Origin of the sequence: Streptomyces sp. NPDC051567 (assembly GCF_044454165.1) — a bacterium.
Lineage (GTDB): Bacteria > Actinomycetota > Actinomycetes > Streptomycetales > Streptomycetaceae > Streptomyces.
The window spans coordinates 40,151-59,650 of record NZ_JBITDK010000001.1 but is presented as its reverse complement, the minus strand read 5'-3'; the positions used below and the strand labels follow the sequence as shown (position 1 = coordinate 59,650).

The following is a 19,500-nucleotide window of genomic DNA, read 5'->3' as shown; positions in this document are numbered from 1 at the left end:
GTACCCCCGCCCGTTCCCCCGGTTCACGGCGTTGAGACTGGCGCCGCCGCTCCAAGCTCTGCCCGCCGTGCCTGCGCGGGAGTGGCGGCCGTTGGCTGCTGAAATGGCGCCTGGCCTGGGCGTTCGCCTGCGTCCGGCATCGGAGGTACCTGATCTCCGCTTGCCGAGGCTGCGGCGCCGTGCTCCATCCCTTGCGACCCCGGGACTCCTGGAGGGCCTGGGCGAGGGTGGCACCGGTGCGTTGGACGTCTTCGGTGTGCTCTACGGCTCGCTCCAGGACGCCTGCTCTTCGGTGCGGCCCGCAGCGCTCCCAGACACCGACGACGTAGTCCGTCGGGCCTGGGACCGGTTTCAGGCGCCGGAAGGCTGCAAGACGTGGCGCGGGCCGCTGATCGTGGCCGGCGCCACCGAAATCGCCACCGGAACGGTTCAGCTCCCGGAGATGTTCGCTGTGAGTATGCGGATGGCTTCGCGGGTGTTGTCCGCGGTGAAGCGCACCTCTCGCACCTTTTGCGTCGGCTTCCCGGGCTTGGGCGCCACCGAGTAGGGCTCGCGCAGCTTGATGCTGAGGGTGGTGGAGTCGCCGATCGGCATCGCCAGCACCCCATCGCCGATGTTGACCGCCCTGCGGTAGCCGCTGTGCCGGGACGAGTGAACCGATTCGATGAGTTCCAGCGGAATGGCGATCTGAGTGAAGTGTGCGAAGCGCAGGACGATTTCGCCGTCGCCGACCGTGTGAGGACGGATGGAGAGCGCCGCGATGAATCCGAGCACCCATACCGTCCCGTACACGGAGAGCACGAGCAGGGCGATGCGCGCCACCGTCCAAGGGATCAGCAGTTCGACGGCGAGGATCTCCAGTGGCACAAGGAAGACCATCACCCACATGATTGGCTTGATTTCGGAGCCGTAGCTCAGGATCTGATGTCCTTCAGGTGCGTCCGGTTTCCGAAGGATCCAGCGCCAAAGTGCACGGAAGAGTCCGAACTCCATCGCCATCGCTTTGGCGACGAGTGCGGGTAACACGGCGGACAGCGCCTGGTTGAGAGCCTCTTGCCCATCGGCTCCCTGGCTCTTGGATGTGCGGAAAGCCCGCCTGGCCAGGGCGATTTCAGTGATGACGATCCCGGCCAGCAGGAGTTCGAGGAGCAGCCCCACCGCGACAGCTTCGCCCAGGCTGAACACGCCGGTCCATACGAGACAGACTTGGGCGAGGACCACGGTGGGTGCCGCCCACCGGGCGGCGGTTGCCAAGAACTTGCTCAACGTTACTCACCTGTCCTTGCACTGGTGCCCGGTGTCCTGGCAATCATGGCAGGCGCCTCTTCGTGAGGAGGTGGGGGTAAGCGCGTTGGTGGCCGTATCCGTTCGCATACATCGGGGTGCGGATGGTGCGTGCCGGAGAGATGACCCCGCCGCGTTGGTGGCCGCCATGGTTTCACCCAGTGCTGTTCCACGACAATCCAGTGTTCACCGGTCAGTTGCTGTTCGAGGAATGTATAGGGCAGGAGGTCGCAGCCTTTGCCGCCCTGCGGACTGTTCAGTCGCCATCTGTACGGGAATGACACCGCCATTGATCAAGGACATGGAGATTGAGAGGCGGAGTCGGATCTCCACACTCACCGGGATACCCAAGGCGATCGAGCCCCGAACGCCTCACCTGGTCTCGCGTAGCGGGGGCTCTCAGCCGCCCGTGGGGCGGGGCGCGGCTTGCCGTGCTGCATAAGCGCATGCAGAGTGCTGTGTGACTGAATGGTTCAGGTACGGACGGGACGGAGGGGACGGGATGAGCGACGGCCCGGCAGCGCGGCTGCAGAAGCTGTTCGAGGGGCACCGGCTGACGCCGACCCAGCGGCGGATCGCGCACTGCATGGTGCGCGGGGCGGCGGAGGTGCCGTTCCTGTCGAGTGTGGAGCTGGCCGAGCTGGCCGGGGTGAGCCAGCCGTCGGTGACCCGGTTCGCGGTGGCCCTGGGCTTCGACGGGTACCCGGCGCTCCGCCGGCACCTGCGCGAGGTGGCCCCCGCCGGGTCGGCGGACGGCGCCGGGCACGAGGACTCGTACAACGAGTACCAGCAGGCCGTGCGGGGCGAGATCGAGAACCTGCGGCGGCTGGCGGCCGTGCTGGCCGACCCGGCGCCGGTCCAGGAGGCCGGGCGGCTGCTGGCCGGGTCCACGCCGCTGCTGGTGCTCGGGCTGCGGGCGGCGTCCTCGCAGGCGCGCGGCTTCGCGTACTTCGCCGCCAAGGTGCATCCGGACGTGCGCCTGCTCGACGAGGGCGGCTCGATGCTGGAGGACCGGATCGACGCGGCCGTGGCCGCCGGGGCCTCGGCGCTGCTCTGCTTCGCGCTGCCCCGCCATCCCCGGGAGGTCGTGGACACGCTGGAGCGCTCGCGCCGGGCCGGGCTGACCGTGGTGACGGTCGCCGACTCGGCCTTCGCCCCGGTGGCCCACCACTCGGACCTGCTGATCCCGGCTCCGGTCGGCACCGGGCTGGCCTTCGACACGGCCTGCGCGCCGATGCTGCTGGGCCGGGTCCTGCTGGAGGCGATGGCGGACGCGCTGCCGGACGCGCAGGCCCGGCTGGAGGCGTTCGACGCGCGGGCGGCGGCGCACGGCCTCTTCGTGGAGTAGCGGAGTAGGGGACGGGGAGTGGCGGGCGGGTGCTCCTCGGCGCGAGGCGTCAGAGCAGGGCGTCGCGGAAGGCGCCGCCGGACTCCGTGACCAGGGAGGCGAGGTCCTGCGCCGGGCGGGCCAGGGCGAAGCGGACCTCGCCCGCCGGGGTGAGGGTGAAGCCGTGGACCGCCGGGCGGGGCAGGCTGTTGTAGCCGTAGTGGGCGGTGAAGAAGTACGCGCCCGTGTCCGGGACGGCGATCAGGTCGCCCGGGACCAGCTCCGGCAGCTCCCGGGCGGTGGCCAGCAGATCGCCCGCGAAGCAGGCCGGGCCCGCGATGTCCTGGGCGAGCGGCGGCCCGCTCTTCGGCTCGCCCAGGGCGTCGTACGCCAGGACGCGCAGCGGCCAGGCGGCCGGGGCGTACACGGTGCGGGTGGCCAGCTGGACCCCGGCGTGGGTGACGGCGACGGGGCGGGCGCCGGTGGTCTTGGTGTACTCCACCCGCGAGACGACCAGCCCGTGCTTGGCCAGCAGGGACCGGCCGAACTCCGTGACCAGGCCGTAGGAGCCGTCGAAGGCGCCGGGGGCGGCCTCGCGCAGGGCCGACACGTACTGCGTCCAGGTCGGGACGGGCGCGTCCGAGGCGAAGTTGACGGGCAGGCCGCCGCCGATGTCGAGGGTGTCGACCTGGCGGCGCCCGGCCGCCGCGTTGATCTCCTCGGCCAGGGCGTGCACCTCCCGTACGCCGTGCGCGATCAGGGAGAGCGGGACGCCCTGGGAGCCCGAGTGGACGTGCAGGCGGGTCAGCCAGGGGCGGTCCAGGAAGGCCCGGACGAGCCACTCGCGCGCGCCCGGGTCGCGCAGGGCGATCCCGAACTTCGAGGTCGCGGTGGCGGTGGAGAGCGCGTCGATCGTGCCCGCGCCGGTCTGCGGGTTGACCCGGACCCCGAGCGGGCCGTGGCTCCCGGGTGCGGCGTGCCCCCCGGGCGGGCCGTGGCTTCCGGGTGCGGCGGTGACGAGGGTGTCGAGGCGGGCCAGCTCCTGGCGGCTGTCGGCGTTGACGGCGACCCCGAGGGCGAGGGCCTCGCGCAGCTCGGCAACGGTCTTGGCGGGGGAGTCCAGGACGGTCCGCCCGGGGGCCACCCCGGCCGCGCGGGCCAGGGCCAGTTCGCCGGGGCCGGCCACCTCGCAGCCGAGCCCGGCGTCGGCGAGCAGCCGCAGCACCGGGACGAGCGGGGCGGCCTTGACCGCGAAGGCGTGCAGGACGGGGGTGCCCGGCGGGAGCGCGGTCGCGAAGGCGCCGGTCAGGGCGGCGGCGGAGGCGCGGATGCCGTCCACGTCCAGCAGGCAGACCAGCGGCTGCGCGGAGTCCGTCCGGTCCAGCAGGCCCTGCGCGGCGACGGCCCGTACGGCCAGGTCCCGCCGGGCGGCGGGCGGGTACGGGGGCAGGCGCGGGGTCGGGTGCCGGGTCGGGTGCGGGGGCGTCGGGGCGGCCATGCCCGCCATCCCATCATCCGAGGGGGCCGCCCGCAGCTGTTGACTGAATCTATTCATGAGGCAAGGATGTGAATGGATTGACCACCATCGGAGGAGGCACAGCCATGTCAGGACCTCGCCCCGTACGGGCCTCGCGCGGTACCGCACTCAGCACCCTGGGATGGCAGCAGGAGGCCGCGCTGCGGATGCTCCAGAACAACCTCGACCCCGAGGTCGCCGAACACCCCGACCGGCTGGTCGTCTACGGCGGCACCGGCAAGGCCGCCCGCGACTGGCGCTCGTACGACGCGATGGTGCGCACCCTGCGCACGCTCAAGCAGGACGAGACGATGCTCGTCCAGTCCGGCCGCCCGGTCGGCGTGATGCAGACCCACGAGTGGGCCCCGCGCGTCCTGCTCGCCAACTCCAACCTGGTCGGCGACTGGGCCAACTGGGAGGAGTTCCGCCGCCTGGAGTCCCTCGGCCTCACCATGTACGGGCAGATGACGGCCGGTTCGTGGATCTACATCGGCACCCAGGGCATCCTCCAGGGCACCTACGAGACCTTCGCGGCGGTGGCGGCCAAGAGGTTCGGCGGCACGCTCGCCGGCACCATCACCCTGACCGCCGGTCTCGGCGGCATGGGCGGCGCCCAGCCGCTGGCCGTGACGATGAACGACGGCGTCGCGATCTGCATCGACGTGGACCCGCGCGCCATCGAGCGCCGGATCGAGCACCGCTACCTGGACGTGCGGGCCGACAGCGTGGAGCACGCGTTCCGGCTCGCCGTCGAGGCGCGCGCCGCGCGCCGCCCGCTCTCCATCGGCCTGCTCGGCAACGCCGCCGACCTGCTGCCGCAGATGCTGGCCGAGGGCGCGCCCGTCGACATCGTCACCGACCAGACCTCCGCGCACGACCCGCTCGCCTACCTCCCGTCCGGCATCGCCTTCGAGGACATGGCGGACCGGGCGGCCAAGGACCCGGCGGGCTTCACCGCGCGCGCCCGCGCATCCATGGCCCGGCACGTGGAGGCCATGGTCGGCTTCATGGACGCGGGCGCCGAGGTCTTCGACTACGGCAACTCCATCCGCGGCGAGGCCAAGCTCGCCGGCTACGACCGCGCCTTCGCCTTCCCCGGCTTCGTCCCCGCCTACATCCGGCCGCTGTTCTGCGAGGGCAAGGGCCCCTTCCGCTGGGCCGCGCTCTCCGGCGAGGCGTCCGACATCCACAAGACCGACAAGGCGATCCTGGACCTCTTCCCGGCCTCCGAGTCCGCTCAGAACGAGTCCCTGCACCGCTGGATCAAGATGGCGGGCGAGCGGGTCCGCTTCCAGGGCCTGCCCGCGCGGATCTGCTGGCTCGGCTACGGCGAGCGCGACCGGGCCGGTGAGCGCTTCAACGACATGGTCGCCTCCGGCGAGCTGGCCGCGCCCGTGGTCATCGGCCGCGACCACCTCGACTGCGGCTCGGTGGCCTCCCCGTACCGCGAGACCGAGGCCATGCTCGACGGCTCCGACGCCATCGCCGACTGGCCGCTCCTCAACGCCATGGTCAACGTCGCCTCCGGCGCCTCCTGGGTCTCGATCCACCACGGCGGCGGCGTCGGCATGGGCCGCTCGATCCACGCGGGCCAGGTCACGGTGGCCGACGGGACCCCGCTGGCCGGGGAGAAGATCCGCCGCGTCCTGACCAACGACCCGGGCATGGGCGTCATCCGCCACGTCGACGCGGGCTACGACAGCGCCGGGTCGGTGGCGGACGAGCGCGGCGTGCGCGTCCCGATGCGCGAGGGCGACGCGTGACCCCGCCCCCCGGGACCCCCGGCGGTCCCGCGGCCCCCGATGCCGGTGGCCCGGCGGCAAGCGGTGGTCCCGCGGTCCCGGTGACCGGTTCCTCGTTCCACGCCATGTGGGCCGAGCTGGCGCCCATCGGGCGCGACGCGGCCTCCGGCGGGTACCGCCGGTACGCCTGGACCGGGGCCGACGCCGACTGCCGGACCTGGTTCCAGGAGCAGGCCGAGGCGCGCGGCCTGGCGTACGAGACCGACCGCAACGGCAACCAGTGGGCCTGGCTCGGCGCACGCACGTACCGGGACGCCGCGGCCGGCCAGGCCGTGGTCACCGGCTCGCACCTGGACTCCGTGCCCGACGGCGGGGCCTTCGACGGCCCCCTCGGCGTGGTCTCCGCCTTCGCGGCCCTGGACGAACTGCGCGGACGCGGCGCCGAGTTCACCCGGCCGCTGGCCATCACCAACTTCGGTGACGAGGAGGGCGCCCGCTTCGGCCTCGCCTGCGTCGGCTCCCGGCTCGCCGCCGGGCAGCTGACCAGGGAGAAGGCGTACCAGCTGCGCGACGCCGACGGGATCACGCTGCCCCGGGCCATGGAGGCCGCCGGGTACGACCCCGAGGTCATCGGGCCCGACCCCGACCGGCTCGCCCGGATCGGCGCCTTCGTCGAGCTGCACGTGGAGCAGGGCCGGGCCCTGGACACCTGGCCCGCGGGCGGCGCGGGCGGCGCGGGCGGCGCGGGCGGCGCGAACGGCGCGAACGGCGCGAACGGCTCCGGCGCGGCCGGGGCCGCCGTCGGCATCGCCTCCGCGATCTGGCCGCACGGCCGCTGGCGCTTCGACTTCCGGGGCGAGGCCAACCACGCCGGGACCACCCGCCTCGCCGACCGCCGCGACCCGATGCTCACGTACGCGGCGACCGTCCTCGCGGCCCGTGCCGAGGCGGCCCTCGCCGGGGCCGTCGCCACCTTCGGGAAGGTCGCGGTCGAGCCCAACGGGGTCAACGCCATCCCCTCCCTCGTGCGCGGCTGGCTCGACTCCCGCGCCGCCGACCAGGCCACCCTGGACGCCGTCGTCACCGCCGTGGAGAAGGCGGCGCGCGAGCGGGCGGCGCGCGACGGCGTCGACCTCGACGTCGTCCGGGAGTCCTTCACCCCCGTGGTCGAGTTCGCGCACGCCCTGCGGGACGAACTCGACCGCATCCTGGGCGGCTCCGTCCCCGTCCTGGGCACCGGGGCGGGACACGACGCCGGAATCCTCTCCGCCGCCGTCCCGACCGCGATGCTGTTCGTGCGCAACCCCACCGGCGTCTCCCACTCGCCCCGGGAGTTCGCCGCCGAGGACGACTGCGTGGCCGGTGTCCTCGCCCTCGCCGACGTACTGGAAGGTCTCGCGTGCCGCTGACCGCGCACAGGACGACAGAGCCGACAGAGCCGACGGAACCCGCCGGGCGGCGGCCGGAGCCGGGGCAGCCCACGGAGCCGGACCAGCCGCAGCCGCAGCCGGGGCCGGACCGGCCCCGCCCGGCGGGCCGGGCGGCTCAGGCGGCTCAGGTTGCCCCGGCACCGGCCGCCGGGCCGCCGCGCACCGTGTACTGGCTGGAGCACGCCTGGCTCGGCACCCACGTCGAGCCGGGGGTGGTCCTGGAGGTCGCCGGGGACGGCCGGATCGCCGCCCTGCGCACCCAGGTCACCGCGCCCCCGCCCGGCGCGGAACCCCTGCGCGGCCTCACCCTGCCGGGCCTGGCCAACGCCCACAGCCACGCCTTCCACCGCGCACTGCGCTCCACCGTCCAGGTCGGCTCCGGGACCTTCTGGACCTGGCGCGAGATCATGTACGGCGTGGCCCACAAGCTCACCCCCGACACCTACTTCGCGCTCGCCCGCGCGGTGTACGCCGAGATGGCCCTGGCCGGCATCACCAACGTCGGCGAGTTCCACTACCTCCACCACGCCCCCGGCGGCACGCCCTACGCCGACCCGAACGCCATGGGCGAGGCCCTGATCGAGGCCGCCGCCGCGGCCGGCATCCGCATCACCCTGCTCGACACCGCCTATCTCGCGTCCGGCATCCTCGACGCGCGCCGGGGGAAGCCCCTCGACGCCCACCAGCTGCGCTTCTCCGACGGCACCGCCGACGCCTGGGCGGAGCGCGCGAGCGCCCTCAAGCCCCGCGCGCACGCCCTGATCGGCGCCGCCGTCCACTCGGTGCGCGCCGTGCCCGCCGGACAGCTCGCCACGGTGGCCCGCTGGGCCGAGGAGCACCGGGCCCCCCTGCACGTCCACCTCTCCGAGCAGACCGCCGAGAACGACGCCTGCCAGGCTGCCCACGGCCGCACCCCGGCCCAGCTCCTCGCCGACCACGGGGTGCTCGGCCCGCGCACCACCGGCGTCCACCACACGCACCTCACCGACGCGGACATCGCCCTGATCGGCTCCTCGGCCACCGGCACCTGCATGTGCCCCACCACCGAACGCGACCTCGCCGACGGCATCGGCCCGGCCGCGGGGCTCCAGCGCGCGGGCAGCCCGCTCTCCCTCGGCAGCGACAGCCACGCCGTGATCGACCTGCTCGAAGAGGCCCGCGCGATGGAGCTGGACGAGCGCCTGCGCAGCCGCACCCGGGGCCACTGGACCGCGAACGCCCTGCTGAGCGCCGCCACCGCGGACGGCCACGCGGCCCTCGGGCTGCCCGACGCGGGCCGCCTGGAGCCGGGCGCGCTCGCGGACTTCACCACGATCGCCCTGGACTCCGTCAGGACCGCGGGCCCGCCGCCCCGGCTCGGCGCCGAGACGGCCGTATTCGCCGCCTCCGCGGCCGACGTGCGCCACACGGTGGTGGGCGGCCGGCACCTCGTACGGGACGGGGCCCACACCCTGGTCCCGGACGTCCCCGCCGCCCTCGCCGCCTCGATCGCGGCCGTACGAGGCTGAAGGAGCCCCCGCACACCATGGACACCCCGCACCTCATGAACACCCCGAACACCCCGAGCACCCCGCACACCACCGCCCCGAGCACCCTGAGCGCCCCGGACCTGCCACGCGCCACCGGCGCCACCGGCACCACACTCATCACCCGCATCGCCGCCCTGGTCACCAACGACCCCTCCCTCGGTGACGGTTCCCCCCTCGGACTGATCCAGGACGCGGCGATCGTCATCGACGGCGACCGCATCGCCTGGGTCGGTCCCTCCAGCAAAGCACCCGCCACCGACAACGCCTTCGACGCGGACGGCCGGGCCGTGGTCCCGGGCTTCGTCGACTCCCACTCGCACCTGGTCTTCGCGGGCGACCGCACCGCCGAGTTCAACGCCCGGATGTCCGGGCGCGGCTACTCCGCCGGCGGCATCCGCACCACCGTCGCCGCCACCCGCGCCGCCACCGACGCCGCGCTCGAAGCCAACCTGGTGCGCCACCTCGCCGAGGCCCGCCGCCAGGGCACCACCACCTTCGAGACCAAGTCCGGCTACGGCCTCACCGTCGCCGACGAGGCCCGCGCCCTGCGCATCGCCGCCGCGCACACCGAGGAGGTCACCTACCTCGGCGCGCACATCGTGCCCCCCGACTACGCCGGCCGGCCGGACGGGGCCGCGGAGTACGTGGACCTCGTCACCGGCGAGATGCTGGCCGCCTGCGCCCCGTACGCCCGCTGGATCGACGTCTTCTGCGAGCGCGGCGCCTTCGACGGGGACCAGGCCCGGGCGGTCCTCACCGCGGGCGCCGCCGCCGGGCTCGTCCCGCGCGTCCACGCCAACCAGCTCGGCCACGGCCCCGGCGTGCGGCTCGCCGTCGAGCTCGAAGCCGCCTCCGCCGACCACTGCACCCACCTCACCGACGCCGACGTCGACGCCCTCGGCCAGGCCTCGGCCACCACCGTCGCCACCCTGCTTCCCGGCGCCGAGTTCTCCACCCGCGCCCGGTGGCCCGACGCCCGGCGGCTGCTCGGCGCGGGCGCCACCGTGGCGCTCTCGACCGACTGCAACCCCGGCTCCTCCTACACCAGCTCGATGCCGTTCTGCATCGCCCTCGCCGTCCGCGACATGGGGATGACCCCCGACGAGGCCCTGTGGTCGGCCACCGCGGGCGGCGCCCGCGCCCTGCGCCGCACCGACATCGGTACGGTCACCCCCGGCGCCCGCGCCGACCTGGCCCTCCTCGACGCGCCCAGCCACGTCCACCTCGCCTACCGGCCCGGCGTCCCGCTGGTCTCCGCCGTCTGGCAGCGGGGCGTGCGCGTGGTCTGACCGGGGGCGGCCCGCGCGCCGCCGATCCGGGCGGTCCCTCGTCTTCCCTCCGCAAGGCCCCGGGCGTACCTTGAGCCACCGATCTGACGCCCCGTCAGGCAGGTGTGGTCCGAGGGGGAGCCGAGGGGAGCCGAAGGTGTCCGACCGGAAACGTCGCACGGCGGTCCGGGCCGCGGCCGTGGTGTTCTCCGCCGTGCTCTGCGCCGCCCTCCCCGTGCCGGCGGCGGCCCCCGCCCAGGCCGCCACACAGGCCGCTGTCCGGGCCGCCGCCGAGGAGCCCCGGCCCGCCGTGGCGCTCTCCCTCCAGGAGGCCGCCCCCGGCACCGGGATCACCGTCACCGGCACCGGCTGGCGGGCCCGTACGACGGTGGCGCTGCTGGTCTGCGGGCAGAACATGGCCGGCGGCACCAGCGGCTGCGCCAACGCCGCCGGAGCCGTGGTCACGGTCGCCGACGGCGGGCGCTTCACCGCCCGGCTGTCCGTGGCCGCGCCGCCCGAGCCCTGCCCCTGCGTCGTCGGCGCCACCTCCGTCGACGGCGACCGGTCCACCGTCACCGTCCCGCTCACGATCCCCGGCCATCCGGTGGCCGCGCCGCCCGCCCCCTCCGGCACGCCCCGCCTCGCGGCGCTCACCGGGGTCCGCCTCACGGGCGGCGACGGGGTGCTGACCCGGTTCGGCGCCCCGCCCGCCCGGACGCTGCGGGTCACCGTCGCCAACCTCGGGCCCGTCCCGGTCACCGACCCGGTCTTCCGGCTCGCCACCGCCCACGGCGTGTTCGCCCCGTCGTGGGAGGAGACCCCCTGGAAGGGCACGATCGCGCCGGGCGGCCGGGCCGACCTCGCCCTGCCCGTCGCCCTCGCCGCGGGCGCCCACGGCGCGTACCGGCTCTCCCTCACCCACGGCGCGGCGGTCGTGGCCACCGGGTCCTGGGACGTGGACCGCCCGTACGGGGTGCTGCTCTTCCGGTGCCTGCTCCTGCTGGTCGTCCCGGTCGCGGCCTTCCGCACGGGCATGGCGCTCGTCGACCGGGTCCGCCCGCGCGCCGCGCCACCGCACCGCCCCGACGGTCCGGGGGACGCCTCCCGGACCGGCCCCCACGCCACCACGGCGGCCTCGCCGTGGTCCGTCCCGGACACCGCGCCGGGGCCGGTACGACCACCACGGACGCCCGCACCGTCCGAGAACCGTCCGACGACGAAGGGACCCTCGTGAAGACCCAACGGAGAGTGGGCGCGGCCACGGCCGTGCTGCTGTTCGGCGGAGCGGGCATCCTCCCGGTGGCGGGCCCCGCCCGGGCGGCCGTCGCCGCGCCCGCCGCTGCCCCGCACCTCGCTGCCCCGTACGCCGCTGCCGCCGTTCCCGCCCCCGCCGCCGTGTCCGCCGGCCTCTCGTACACGGTGCGGTGCGTGCCGCCCGCGGGCGGGGGAGGCCCGGTCGTGGGCACGGTCACCGTCTCGGTCACGGCACCGGCCACCGCGCGGGCCGGTGACGAGGCCGAGGTGGTCTGGAAGACCGTCCGGGCGGCCTCGGACAACACCGACCTGATGGACCTGGGCAAGGACACCGTCAAACCCACCGGGTACGTGACGCTGGGCGGCGCCCTCGGCGGGGAGGTGAGGCTGGAGGGGGAGCGGAAGAACCCGCCCGTCCCGAAGAAGGCCCCCATGGTCCTGTCCGACATGAAGGGCAAGGTCAAGCTGACCAAGGCCGGGGAGGGCACCCTCACCCCGGGCCGGTACGAGGTGGACTTCAGCGGCTTCGTCACCACGTGCGCGCCCCAGGGGCCGGTGGGTGTCGCCGCCACCGTCAAGGTCACCGCCGCGGGCGCCACGTCCTCCGGCGGCACGACGGGCGGCACGACGGGCGGGACGACGGGCGACGCTGCGGCCACGGGCGGTACGACGGGTGCCACCACGGGCGGCGCCGACGGCCGGAGCGACTTCCCGGGCAAGCCCGTCGAGGTCGCCTACGACTGCGGTCCGACCGTCCCCGGGGGCATCAGGACCCCGGTCACGGTCGGCGCGAAGAGGAACGGCGGCGGCTACGACCTGACCGTCAGGACGGCCAAGGGCGCGATGGCGAGCCCGATGGCCCTGCCGGCGGGGGCCCTCAAGCCCTCGATGGAGATCAGGCTCGGCGGCGCCGACAGCGGCACGGTCAAGGTGGTGGGCCCGGCCAACGCGGAACCGATCCCCGACAAGGCCCCGGTCAGCCTCAGCGACATGACCGGCACCTACCGGCCCGGCGCGACCGGCAAGGTGACGCTCACCCCGGACCGGCTGACGATCGACGTCACGCTGGCCCCCGGCTCCCCGCCGATCGGCGTCCCCTGCACGGCGAAGAGCAGCGGCGTCTCGCTGGAGCTGGACACCGCCGCCCAGCCGGGCGGCTCCGGCTCGCCGTCCACGGCGGGGGCCGCCTCCGGCGGTACGGCCTCCGGCGGTACGGCCACGGGCGGGGCCGCCTCCGGCGGCGGACTGGCCGAGACGGGCGCGCGGGACGACGGCATCGCCGCCCTGGCGCTGGCCGCCGCCACGGTCCTCCTGCTCGGCGCCGCGGTCTTCGCCCTCACCCCGTGGCGGCGCCTGCGCGGCCCCCGCCGGCAGCGGTAGGCGCCCGTCCCCGGCGGCCCCGCCCCTCAGGGGAACGCGGCCGGCCCGGCACCCCTCTGGGGGCGCCGGGCCGGCTGTCGTCGCGTGCGCGGGGCGGGGTACGTCAGTGCACGTTGCCCATCAGCGACTGGACCTTCTTGCGGTACGAGTAGATCGCGAAGCCCGCCAGGACCGCGGCCGACGCCTCGAAGGCGATCACCCCGGTGCCGTTGAGGTTGACCCCGGCGATCGAGAGCAGCCCGGTGGTGCAGTCGCCCGCGGTGACCGCGAGGAACCAGACACCCATCATCTGCGAGGCGTACTTCTGCGGGGCCATCTTCGTCGTGAGGGAGAGGCCGACCGGGGAGAGGCACAGCTCACCGATGGTCTGGATCATGTAGATCGAGACCAGCCACATCGGGGAGACCTTGGTGCCGTCGCCCGCCATGTTCATCGGGACGATGAAGACGAAGAAGGAGCCGCCGATCAGGACCAGACCCATCGCGAACTTCACGATGGTGTTCGGCTCCTGGTTCTTGCGGGCCAGCCAGACCCACAGCCAGGCGAAGACCGGCGCCAGCGACATCACGAACAGCGGGTTCAGCGACTGGAACCAGGTGGCCGGGAAGCCCAGGCCGAAGATGGTGCCGGAGGTCTTTCCGGAGCCGAACAGCGACAGGGTCGAACCACCCTGGTCGTAGATCATCCAGAAGACGGCGGCGGCGACGAAGAACCAGATGTACGCGGTCATCTTCGACTGCTCGGGCGCCGACAGGTCCTTGTCGCGCTTGATGCGGACCAGGACGGCGACCGGGATGATCAGACCGGCCAGGGTGATCGGGACCAGCGCCCAGTTCAGGGTGTAGGCGCCCAGGGCGACCACGACACCGTAGAACGCGGCGACGACGGCGACGGTGCCCGCGGCCTTGAGGACGACGGCCTTGCGCTCCTGCTGCGACAGCGGGTTCGGGACCAGGCTGCTGCGCGGGCTCAGGGTCTTCGTGCCGATCAGGAACTGGAGCAGGCCCAGGCCCATGCCGGCCGCGGCCAGCAGGAAGCCGAGGTGCCAGTTGACCTTCTCGCCGACCGTGCCGACGGCGAGGGGCGCGATGAAGGCACCGAGGTTGATGCCGATGTAGAAGATCGTGAAGCCACCGTCACGGCGCGGGTCGTCCGGGCCGTCGTAGAGGTGGCCGACCATCGTCGAGATGTTGGCCTTCAGCAGACCGGAACCGGCCGCCACCAGGGCCAGGCCCAGGAAGAACATCGCCTGGCCGGGAACGGCCAGCGACACGTGACCGGCCATGATCACACCACCGGCGATCGCGACCGTCTTGCGGGCGCCCCAGACCCGGTCGCCGAACCAGCCGCCGGGCATCGCCATGAGGTAGACCATCGCGACGTACACGGAGTAGATCGCCGTGGCCGTGGCCATCGTGAAGCCGAGGCCGCCGCCCTGCGTCCCGGTCGCGGCCTCGGTTCCGCCGGAGACCAGGTACAGGACGAGGAGGGCGCGCATGCCGTAGTAGGAGAAGCGCTCCCACATCTCGGTCATGAACAGAGTGGCCAGGCCACGGGGGTGGCCGAAGAAGGTCTGCTCGGCGGACGGGTCCGCCGATCCCTTCGTCAGGCTGGAAGCCATGGTCGATCCTTGCTTGCTCGGGACGCTCGGCTTCTTGAGCTGTGCAGCGCCCGGTGGGGGGTGGCCGGCACCGGCGACGAGTGCCCCGATCCCACGCCCGGGGGATCTTCGTCTCCGGTGTGACGGAGGCGGGGGGACAGGTCGTCACCGAGATCCACGCCCCGCCACGCTCCATCGCGCGCGGGGCCCGGCCCACAGGTCATTCACTGTCGTCCCGGCCGGTCCGGTCGGCCCCTCGCGTCACATCCGGGAGGGGTACCGAAACAGGCTGGAACAGAGATAACGGAGACCCTTGGCGATCTTTTCCGCATAAAGGTCCCCTGGTACTGCATCAGGCGTCTCGCCACCATACGACACGACAGTGCCCGATATGAATGGACTTGAGATATGGATCACAAGGGGGGAGGGAACCGTTCGGGCCCATTCGAAGGTGTGAACCACCCCCTGACCCGGATGGAGAGGGGTGTCCCGGCACGCCCCTGCTTTGACCCGGCGCGGACTACCATCACCCACATGACGCGTGTACTGCTCGCCGAGGACGACGCATCCATCTCGGAGCCCCTGGCCCGCGCCCTGCGCCGGGAGGGGTACGAAGTCGAGGTCCGGGAGGACGGCCCCACCGCCCTGGACGCGGGACTGCAGGGCGGCGTCGACCTCGTCGTCCTGGACCTGGGACTACCGGGGATGGACGGCCTGGAGGTCGCCCGCCGGCTGCGTGCCGAGGGCCACGGCTTCCCGATCCTGGTGCTCACCGCCCGCGCGGACGAGGTCGACACCGTCGTCGGCCTGGACGCGGGCGCCGACGACTACGTGACCAAGCCCTTCCGCCTCGCCGAACTGCTGGCCCGGGTCCGCGCCCTGCTGCGGCGCGGCGCCGCCGAGACCAGCCAGCCCCCCGCCACCCACGGCGTCCGGATCGACGTCGAGTCGCACCGCGCCTGGATGGGGGAGGAGGAGCTCCAGCTCACGGCCAAGGAGTTCGACCTGCTGCGGGTCCTGGTCCGGGACGCCGGCCGGGTCGTCACCCGCGACCAGCTGATGCGCGAGGTCTGGGACACCACCTGGTGGTCCTCGACCAAGACCCTCGACATGCACATCTCCTGGCTGCGCAAGAAACTGGGCGACGACGCCGCCAACCCCCGCTACATCGCCACCGTCCGCGGCGTCGGCTTCCGCTTCGAGAAGAGCTGAGTACCCGCTGAGCCATGCGCCGCCGACTGATCAACTCCACACTCGCCGTGGTGCTCGTCGTCATCGCCGTCTTCGGGATCTCCCTGGTCATCGTGGAGACCCGGACCATCACCAGCAGCGCCCAGGACCGGATCGAGTCCGAGGCGCTGCGGCTGATGGCCATCGTCGAGGCGAACGCCCTGGAACGGAAGTCCGTCTCCCCCGTCACCCTCGGCGAACAGCTCGTCGTCGGCAGGTACGCCCGGGTCACCATCCCCGGGCAGCCGACCGTCGAGGTGGGCAGGCAGATCACCGACAGCGTCATCCGGGGCACCGCCCGCGGTGAACAGGGCGAGGTCGTCGTCGTCGAACAGTCCCGCGCGTCGGTGACCCAGGAGGTCGTGCGGACCCTGTCCGTGGTCGGCGCGGTGGCCCTGCTGGCCGTCGTGGCGGCCGTCCTGCTCGCCGTCCGGCAGGCGAACCGGCTGACCTCCCCGCTCACCGACCTCGCCGAGACCGCCGAACGCCTCGGCTCCGGCGACCCCCGGCCCCGCCACAAGCGGTACGGGGTCCCCGAGCTGGACCGGGTCGCGGACGTGCTGGACGCCAGCGCGGAGCGGATCGGCCGCATGCTGACCGCCGAGCGGCGCCTCGCCGCGGACGCCTCGCACCAGCTGCGGACCCCGCTCACGGCCCTGTCGATGCGGCTGGAGGAGATCACCGTCACCGAGGACCTGGCGACCGTACGGGAGGAGGCGACGATCGCCCTCACCCAGGTGGAGCGGCTCACGGACGTGGTGGAGCGGCTGCTGACCAACTCACGGGACCCCAGGACGGGCTCGGCGGTCCCCTTCGACCTGGACGAGGTCGTCAAGCAGCAACTGGAGGAGTGGCGCCCGGCGTACCGCAGCGCGGGCCGGGCCATCGTCCGCTCCGGCAAGCAGGGCATGCGGGCCGTGGGCACCCCGGGCGCGGTCTCGCAGGTCCTGGCGACCCTGGTGGAGAACGCGCTGATGCACGGCGGCGGCACGGTCGCGCTGCGGACCCGCGTGACGGGCAACCAGGCGGTGCTGGAGGTCACCGACGAGGGGCCCGGGGTCCCCGCGGACCTCGGCAACCGGATCTTCGAGCGGGCCATCAGCGGCCGCAACTCGACCGGCATCGGCCTGGCCGTCGCCCGTGACCTCGCGGAGGCGGACGGCGGACGGCTGGAACTGCTCCAGGCCTACCCGCCGGTCTTCGCGCTCTTCCTCAGCCGCACGGCCCCGGCCCCGACGGAACAACAGAAGACGGTCCGCTAGTGCTGTGACCGGAAAGGTTTGCCGGTAGGCCCGCGGCGTCCGGTGCGGTGGATCGCAAGGCGGAGGGTCACGGCTTGTACTGGACGTACTTGCGTGGTCCGACAACGCGGCGAGGCGCCGTGCCGGGCGTCGAGGGCCGGTGAACCTTTCCGGTCACAGCACTAGCCCTGTCGGCGCCGCGACCCGCGCGGGCGCGGTCCGGGTCGCTCCTGCCTTCCGCCTTCTGCTTGCTTCTTCTTACTTCTGCGCGGGCTCGGGCGCGCGCGCGGGGCTCTGGCCGTCACGCTGCTCCACGACCAGCGAGTTCGCGGCGGGCGTCGGCAGGGCCTGGAACACCCAGGTGCGGTAGGACCAGAAACGGAAGACGGTGGCGATGCCGATGCCGAGGAACTTGAAGAAGTTGCTCGCGAGCGGACCGTCCCAGTCCAGGCCGTAGGTCGCCGTGTACAGCACGCCGTTCTCGATGATCAGGCCGATCCCGCTGAAGGCGGCGAAGAGCGTCAGCTCACGGCTGCGCTTGCTCTGGACGCGGTCCCGGTAGGTGAAGTAGCGGAAGCCGACGTAGTTCGTGGCGATGGCCACGACGGTGGCTATGACGCTCGCGCGCACGACCTGGAGGTCGGTCGTGCTGCGGATCAGGTTGAAGACACCCAGGTTGACCAGCACGCCCAGCCCGCCGACCGCCCCGAACTTGACGACCTCCCGGGCGAGACCGCGTACGCGTGCGAGGACAGATCCGTTCTTCGGCGTGCTCATGTGATGGTTCGTCCCTGTCGGTCGCCGCCCGGCATGGGGCGTCTGGGCGTCTGGCGTTCTTCGGTCTTCATTTCGTCAACCGGGCCATGTTAAGTGTCACCCCGCCGCCCCGTCCGCTTCCCGGCGGCCCCGTGCCGCATACCGGCCAACGGGGGCGGGCCGGTACCGGCCAGGGCCATGTCCGGGTGGCGGGATACCGCCGGATACCCTGGGGCCGTGACGTTCCCGGTAGTCGGCATGGTCGGCGGCGGACAGCTCGCCCGCATGACCCACGAGGCGGGCATCCCCCTCGGCATCAGATTCAAGCTCCTCAGTGACACACCGCAGGACTCGGCGGCCCAGGTCGTGAGCGACGTCGTCATCGGCGACTACCGCGACCTGGAGACACTGCGCGCCTTCGCGCGCGGCTGCGACGTGATCACCTTCGATCACGAGCACGTCCCCACCGAACACCTCCGGGCCCTGGAGTCGGACGGCATCCCCGTCCGGCCGGGGCCCGACGCGTTGGTGCACGCCCAGGACAAGGGGGTGATGCGCGCCAGGCTCGACGAGATCGGCGCGCCCAGCCCCCGCCACCGGATCGTGAGCGATCCGCAGGACGTGGCGGCCTTCGCGCGGGAGGTGGGCGGGTTCCCGGTCATCCTCAAGACCGTGCGCGGCGGGTACGACGGCAAGGGCGTGTGGTTCGTGCGCACCCCCGAGGACGCGCAGGCCCCCTTCAGGGCGGGCGTCCCCGTCCTCGCGGAGGAGAAGGTCGAGTACGTCCGCGAACTCGCGGCCAACATCGTCCGCTCCCCGCACGGCCAGGCGGTGGCCTACCCCGTCGTGGAGTCGGTCCAGGTGGACGGGGTCTGCGACACGGTGATCGCCCCCGCCCCCGGCCTCTCCGAGGCGCTGGCGGGCGAGGCCCAGGCCCTCGCCCTGCGCATCGCCCACGAGCTCGGCGTCACCGGCCACCTGGCCGTGGAACTGTTCGAGACCCCCGACGGGCGGATTCTCGTCAACGAGCTGGCGATGCGCCCGCACAACAGCGGCCACTGGACCCAGGACGGCGCCGTCACCTCCCAGTTCGCCAACCACGTCCGCGCGGTCCTGGACCTCCCGTTGGGCGACCCGCGCCCGCGCGCCCGCTGGACGGTCATGGCGAACGTGCTGGGCGGCGAGTACCCCGACATGTACGCGGCCTACCTGCACTGCATGGCCCACGACCCGCAGCTGAAGATCCACATGTACGGCAAGGACGTGAAGCACGGCCGCAAGGTCGGCCACGTCAACACCTACGGCGACGACCTGGACGACGTGCTGGAGCGCGCCCGTCACGCCGCCGGCTACCTCCGAGGGACGATCACCGAATGAGCACCGCCCCCGCGGGTTCCTCCCGCCCTCCCGTCGTAGGCATCGTCATGGGCTCCGACTCGGACTGGCCCGTCATGGAGGCCGCCGCCCAGGCCCTGGACGAGTTCGACGTCCCCTACGAGGTCGACGTCGTCTCCGCGCACCGGATGCCGCGCGAGATGATCGCGTACGGCGAGCAGGCCGCCGGGCGCGGGCTGAAGGCGGTCATCGCGGGCGCGGGCGGAGCCGCCCACCTGCCCGGCATGCTCGCCTCGGTCACCCCGCTGCCGGTCATCGGGGTCCCGGTGCCGCTGAAGTACCTCGACGGCATGGACTCGCTGCTGTCGATCGTCCAGATGCCCGCCGGAGTTCCCGTCGCCACCGTCTCGGTCGCCGGGGCGCGCAACGCGGGGCTGCTGGCCGTACGGATGCTGGCCGCGCACGACCCGGAGCTGCTGGGCCGGATGCGGGAGTTCCAGCAGGAGCTGAACGACCAGGCCACCGAGAAGGGCCGCCGGCTGCGCGCGAAGGCGGCGGGCACGGAGTCCTTCGGGTTCGCCCAGTGAGCGCGGCGGACACCACGGGTG

The 19,500-nt window shown here is 73.4% G+C and carries 15 protein-coding genes and 1 pseudogene; 12 read left to right on the top strand and 4 right to left on the bottom strand.

The features are described 5' to 3' along the window. Positions 1 to 50 precede the first annotated feature (50 nt). A pseudogene (locus ACIA5F_RS00235) lies at positions 51 to 329 on the top strand (hypothetical protein); the annotation flags it as partial. A gap of 100 nt (positions 330 to 429) precedes the next feature. Here the strand turns inward: ACIA5F_RS00235 and ACIA5F_RS00230 are convergent. Further along, positions 430 to 1,266, bottom strand: a complete 837-nt coding sequence (locus tag ACIA5F_RS00230; RefSeq protein WP_399347457.1) for a hypothetical protein — start codon at positions 1,264 to 1,266, stop codon at positions 430 to 432. Positions 1,267 to 1,786: 520 nt separating this feature from the next. On the opposite strand from ACIA5F_RS00230, the gene ACIA5F_RS00225 reads away from it, so the two are divergent. Then, on the top strand, positions 1,787 to 2,632 hold the full coding sequence (locus ACIA5F_RS00225) for a MurR/RpiR family transcriptional regulator (protein WP_399347455.1): 846 nt from the start codon (positions 1,787 to 1,789) through the stop codon (positions 2,630 to 2,632). 49 nt (positions 2,633 to 2,681) lie between these two features. Here the strand turns inward: ACIA5F_RS00225 and ACIA5F_RS00220 are convergent, their stop codons facing one another. Next, a complete protein-coding gene (locus ACIA5F_RS00220; protein WP_399347453.1) occupies positions 2,682 to 4,166 on the bottom strand; it encodes a diaminopimelate decarboxylase in 1,485 nt (494 codons plus the stop codon). A gap of 47 nt (positions 4,167 to 4,213) precedes the next feature. Between ACIA5F_RS00220 and hutU the strand changes: the two genes are divergently transcribed. The 6 genes from hutU to ACIA5F_RS00190 all read left to right on the top strand — a co-directional run bounded on the left by hutU (position 4,214) and on the right by ACIA5F_RS00190 (position 12,730). Next, positions 4,214 to 5,890 (top strand): urocanate hydratase, encoded by a 1,677-nt coding sequence (gene hutU, locus ACIA5F_RS00215; RefSeq protein ID WP_399347451.1) that lies wholly within the window; start codon positions 4,214 to 4,216, stop codon positions 5,888 to 5,890. A 104-nt stretch (positions 5,891 to 5,994) separates the two neighbouring features. Further along, the gene (locus ACIA5F_RS00210) at positions 5,995 to 7,278 is read left to right on the top strand and encodes a Zn-dependent hydrolase (RefSeq protein ID WP_399348140.1); all 1,284 of its coding nucleotides are present in this window, start codon (positions 5,995 to 5,997) and stop codon (positions 7,276 to 7,278) included. A gap of 185 nt (positions 7,279 to 7,463) precedes the next feature. Next, positions 7,464 to 8,807, top strand: coding sequence for a formimidoylglutamate deiminase (locus tag ACIA5F_RS00205; RefSeq protein WP_399347449.1), 1,344 nt, complete (start codon positions 7,464 to 7,466; stop codon positions 8,805 to 8,807). A 17-nt stretch (positions 8,808 to 8,824) separates the two neighbouring features. Beyond that, positions 8,825 to 10,117 (top strand): imidazolonepropionase, encoded by a 1,293-nt coding sequence (gene hutI / locus ACIA5F_RS00200; RefSeq protein WP_399347447.1) that lies wholly within the window; start codon positions 8,825 to 8,827, stop codon positions 10,115 to 10,117. 136 nt (positions 10,118 to 10,253) lie between these two features. Further along, positions 10,254 to 11,330 (top strand): neocarzinostatin apoprotein domain-containing protein, encoded by a 1,077-nt coding sequence (locus tag ACIA5F_RS00195; protein ID WP_399347445.1) that lies wholly within the window; start codon positions 10,254 to 10,256, stop codon positions 11,328 to 11,330. Then, positions 11,327 to 12,730 (top strand): hypothetical protein, encoded by a 1,404-nt coding sequence (locus ACIA5F_RS00190; protein WP_399347443.1) that lies wholly within the window; start codon positions 11,327 to 11,329, stop codon positions 12,728 to 12,730. The genes ACIA5F_RS00195 and ACIA5F_RS00190 overlap by 4 nt, the downstream gene beginning before the upstream one ends. A 103-nt stretch (positions 12,731 to 12,833) precedes the next feature. Here ACIA5F_RS00190 and ACIA5F_RS00185 read toward each other — a convergent pair whose 3' ends face one another. Continuing rightward, positions 12,834 to 14,351, bottom strand: a complete 1,518-nt coding sequence (locus ACIA5F_RS00185) for a peptide MFS transporter (protein ID WP_399347441.1) — start codon at positions 14,349 to 14,351, stop codon at positions 12,834 to 12,836. Between the two features lie 513 nt (positions 14,352 to 14,864). Between ACIA5F_RS00185 and ACIA5F_RS00180 the strand changes: the two genes are divergently transcribed. After that, entirely contained in the window at positions 14,865 to 15,542 is a 678-nt protein-coding gene (locus ACIA5F_RS00180; RefSeq protein WP_399347439.1) for a response regulator transcription factor, read from the top strand. A 14-nt stretch (positions 15,543 to 15,556) separates the two neighbouring features. Next, entirely contained in the window at positions 15,557 to 16,822 is a 1,266-nt protein-coding gene (locus ACIA5F_RS00175; RefSeq protein ID WP_399347437.1) for an ATP-binding protein, read from the top strand. Between the two features lie 237 nt (positions 16,823 to 17,059). On the opposite strand, the gene ACIA5F_RS00170 is transcribed toward ACIA5F_RS00175, so the two are convergent. Continuing rightward, the gene (locus ACIA5F_RS00170; RefSeq protein ID WP_399347435.1) at positions 17,060 to 17,578 is read right to left on the bottom strand and encodes a GtrA family protein; all 519 of its coding nucleotides are present in this window, start codon (positions 17,576 to 17,578) and stop codon (positions 17,060 to 17,062) included. 216 nt (positions 17,579 to 17,794) lie between these two features. Here ACIA5F_RS00170 and ACIA5F_RS00165 point away from each other — a divergent pair, with 216 nt between their 5' ends. Both ACIA5F_RS00165 and purE read left to right on the top strand, forming a co-directional pair. Next, the gene (locus ACIA5F_RS00165) at positions 17,795 to 18,934 is read left to right on the top strand and encodes a 5-(carboxyamino)imidazole ribonucleotide synthase (protein ID WP_399347433.1); all 1,140 of its coding nucleotides are present in this window, start codon (positions 17,795 to 17,797) and stop codon (positions 18,932 to 18,934) included. After that, a complete protein-coding gene (gene purE / locus ACIA5F_RS00160; protein WP_399347431.1) occupies positions 18,931 to 19,479 on the top strand; it encodes a 5-(carboxyamino)imidazole ribonucleotide mutase in 549 nt (182 codons plus the stop codon). Before ACIA5F_RS00165 ends, purE begins: the two co-directional genes overlap by 4 nt. Positions 19,480 to 19,500 lie beyond the last annotated feature (21 nt).

Bases quoted from the DNA above. Each gene is read 5' to 3' on its own strand.
- ACIA5F_RS00225 (WP_399347455.1), top strand. From the start codon at position 1,787: ATGAGCGACGGCCCGGCAGCGCGGCTGCAGAAGCTGTTCGAGGGGCAC.
- ACIA5F_RS00220 (WP_399347453.1), bottom strand. From the start codon at position 4,166: ATGAATAGATTCAGTCAACAGCTGCGGGCGGCCCCCTCGGATGATGGG.
- hutU (WP_399347451.1), top strand. From the start codon at position 4,214: ATGTCAGGACCTCGCCCCGTACGGGCCTCGCGCGGTACCGCACTCAGC.
- ACIA5F_RS00210 (WP_399348140.1), top strand. From the start codon at position 5,995: ATGTGGGCCGAGCTGGCGCCCATCGGGCGCGACGCGGCCTCCGGCGGG.
- hutI (WP_399347447.1), top strand. From the start codon at position 8,825: ATGGACACCCCGCACCTCATGAACACCCCGAACACCCCGAGCACCCCG.
- ACIA5F_RS00185 (WP_399347441.1), bottom strand. From the start codon at position 14,351: ATGGCTTCCAGCCTGACGAAGGGATCGGCGGACCCGTCCGCCGAGCAG.
- ACIA5F_RS00180 (WP_399347439.1), top strand. From the start codon at position 14,865: ATGACGCGTGTACTGCTCGCCGAGGACGACGCATCCATCTCGGAGCCC.
- ACIA5F_RS00175 (WP_399347437.1), top strand. From the start codon at position 15,557: ATGCGCCGCCGACTGATCAACTCCACACTCGCCGTGGTGCTCGTCGTC.
- ACIA5F_RS00170 (WP_399347435.1), bottom strand. From the start codon at position 17,578: ATGAGCACGCCGAAGAACGGATCTGTCCTCGCACGCGTACGCGGTCTC.
- purE (WP_399347431.1), top strand. From the start codon at position 18,931: ATGAGCACCGCCCCCGCGGGTTCCTCCCGCCCTCCCGTCGTAGGCATC.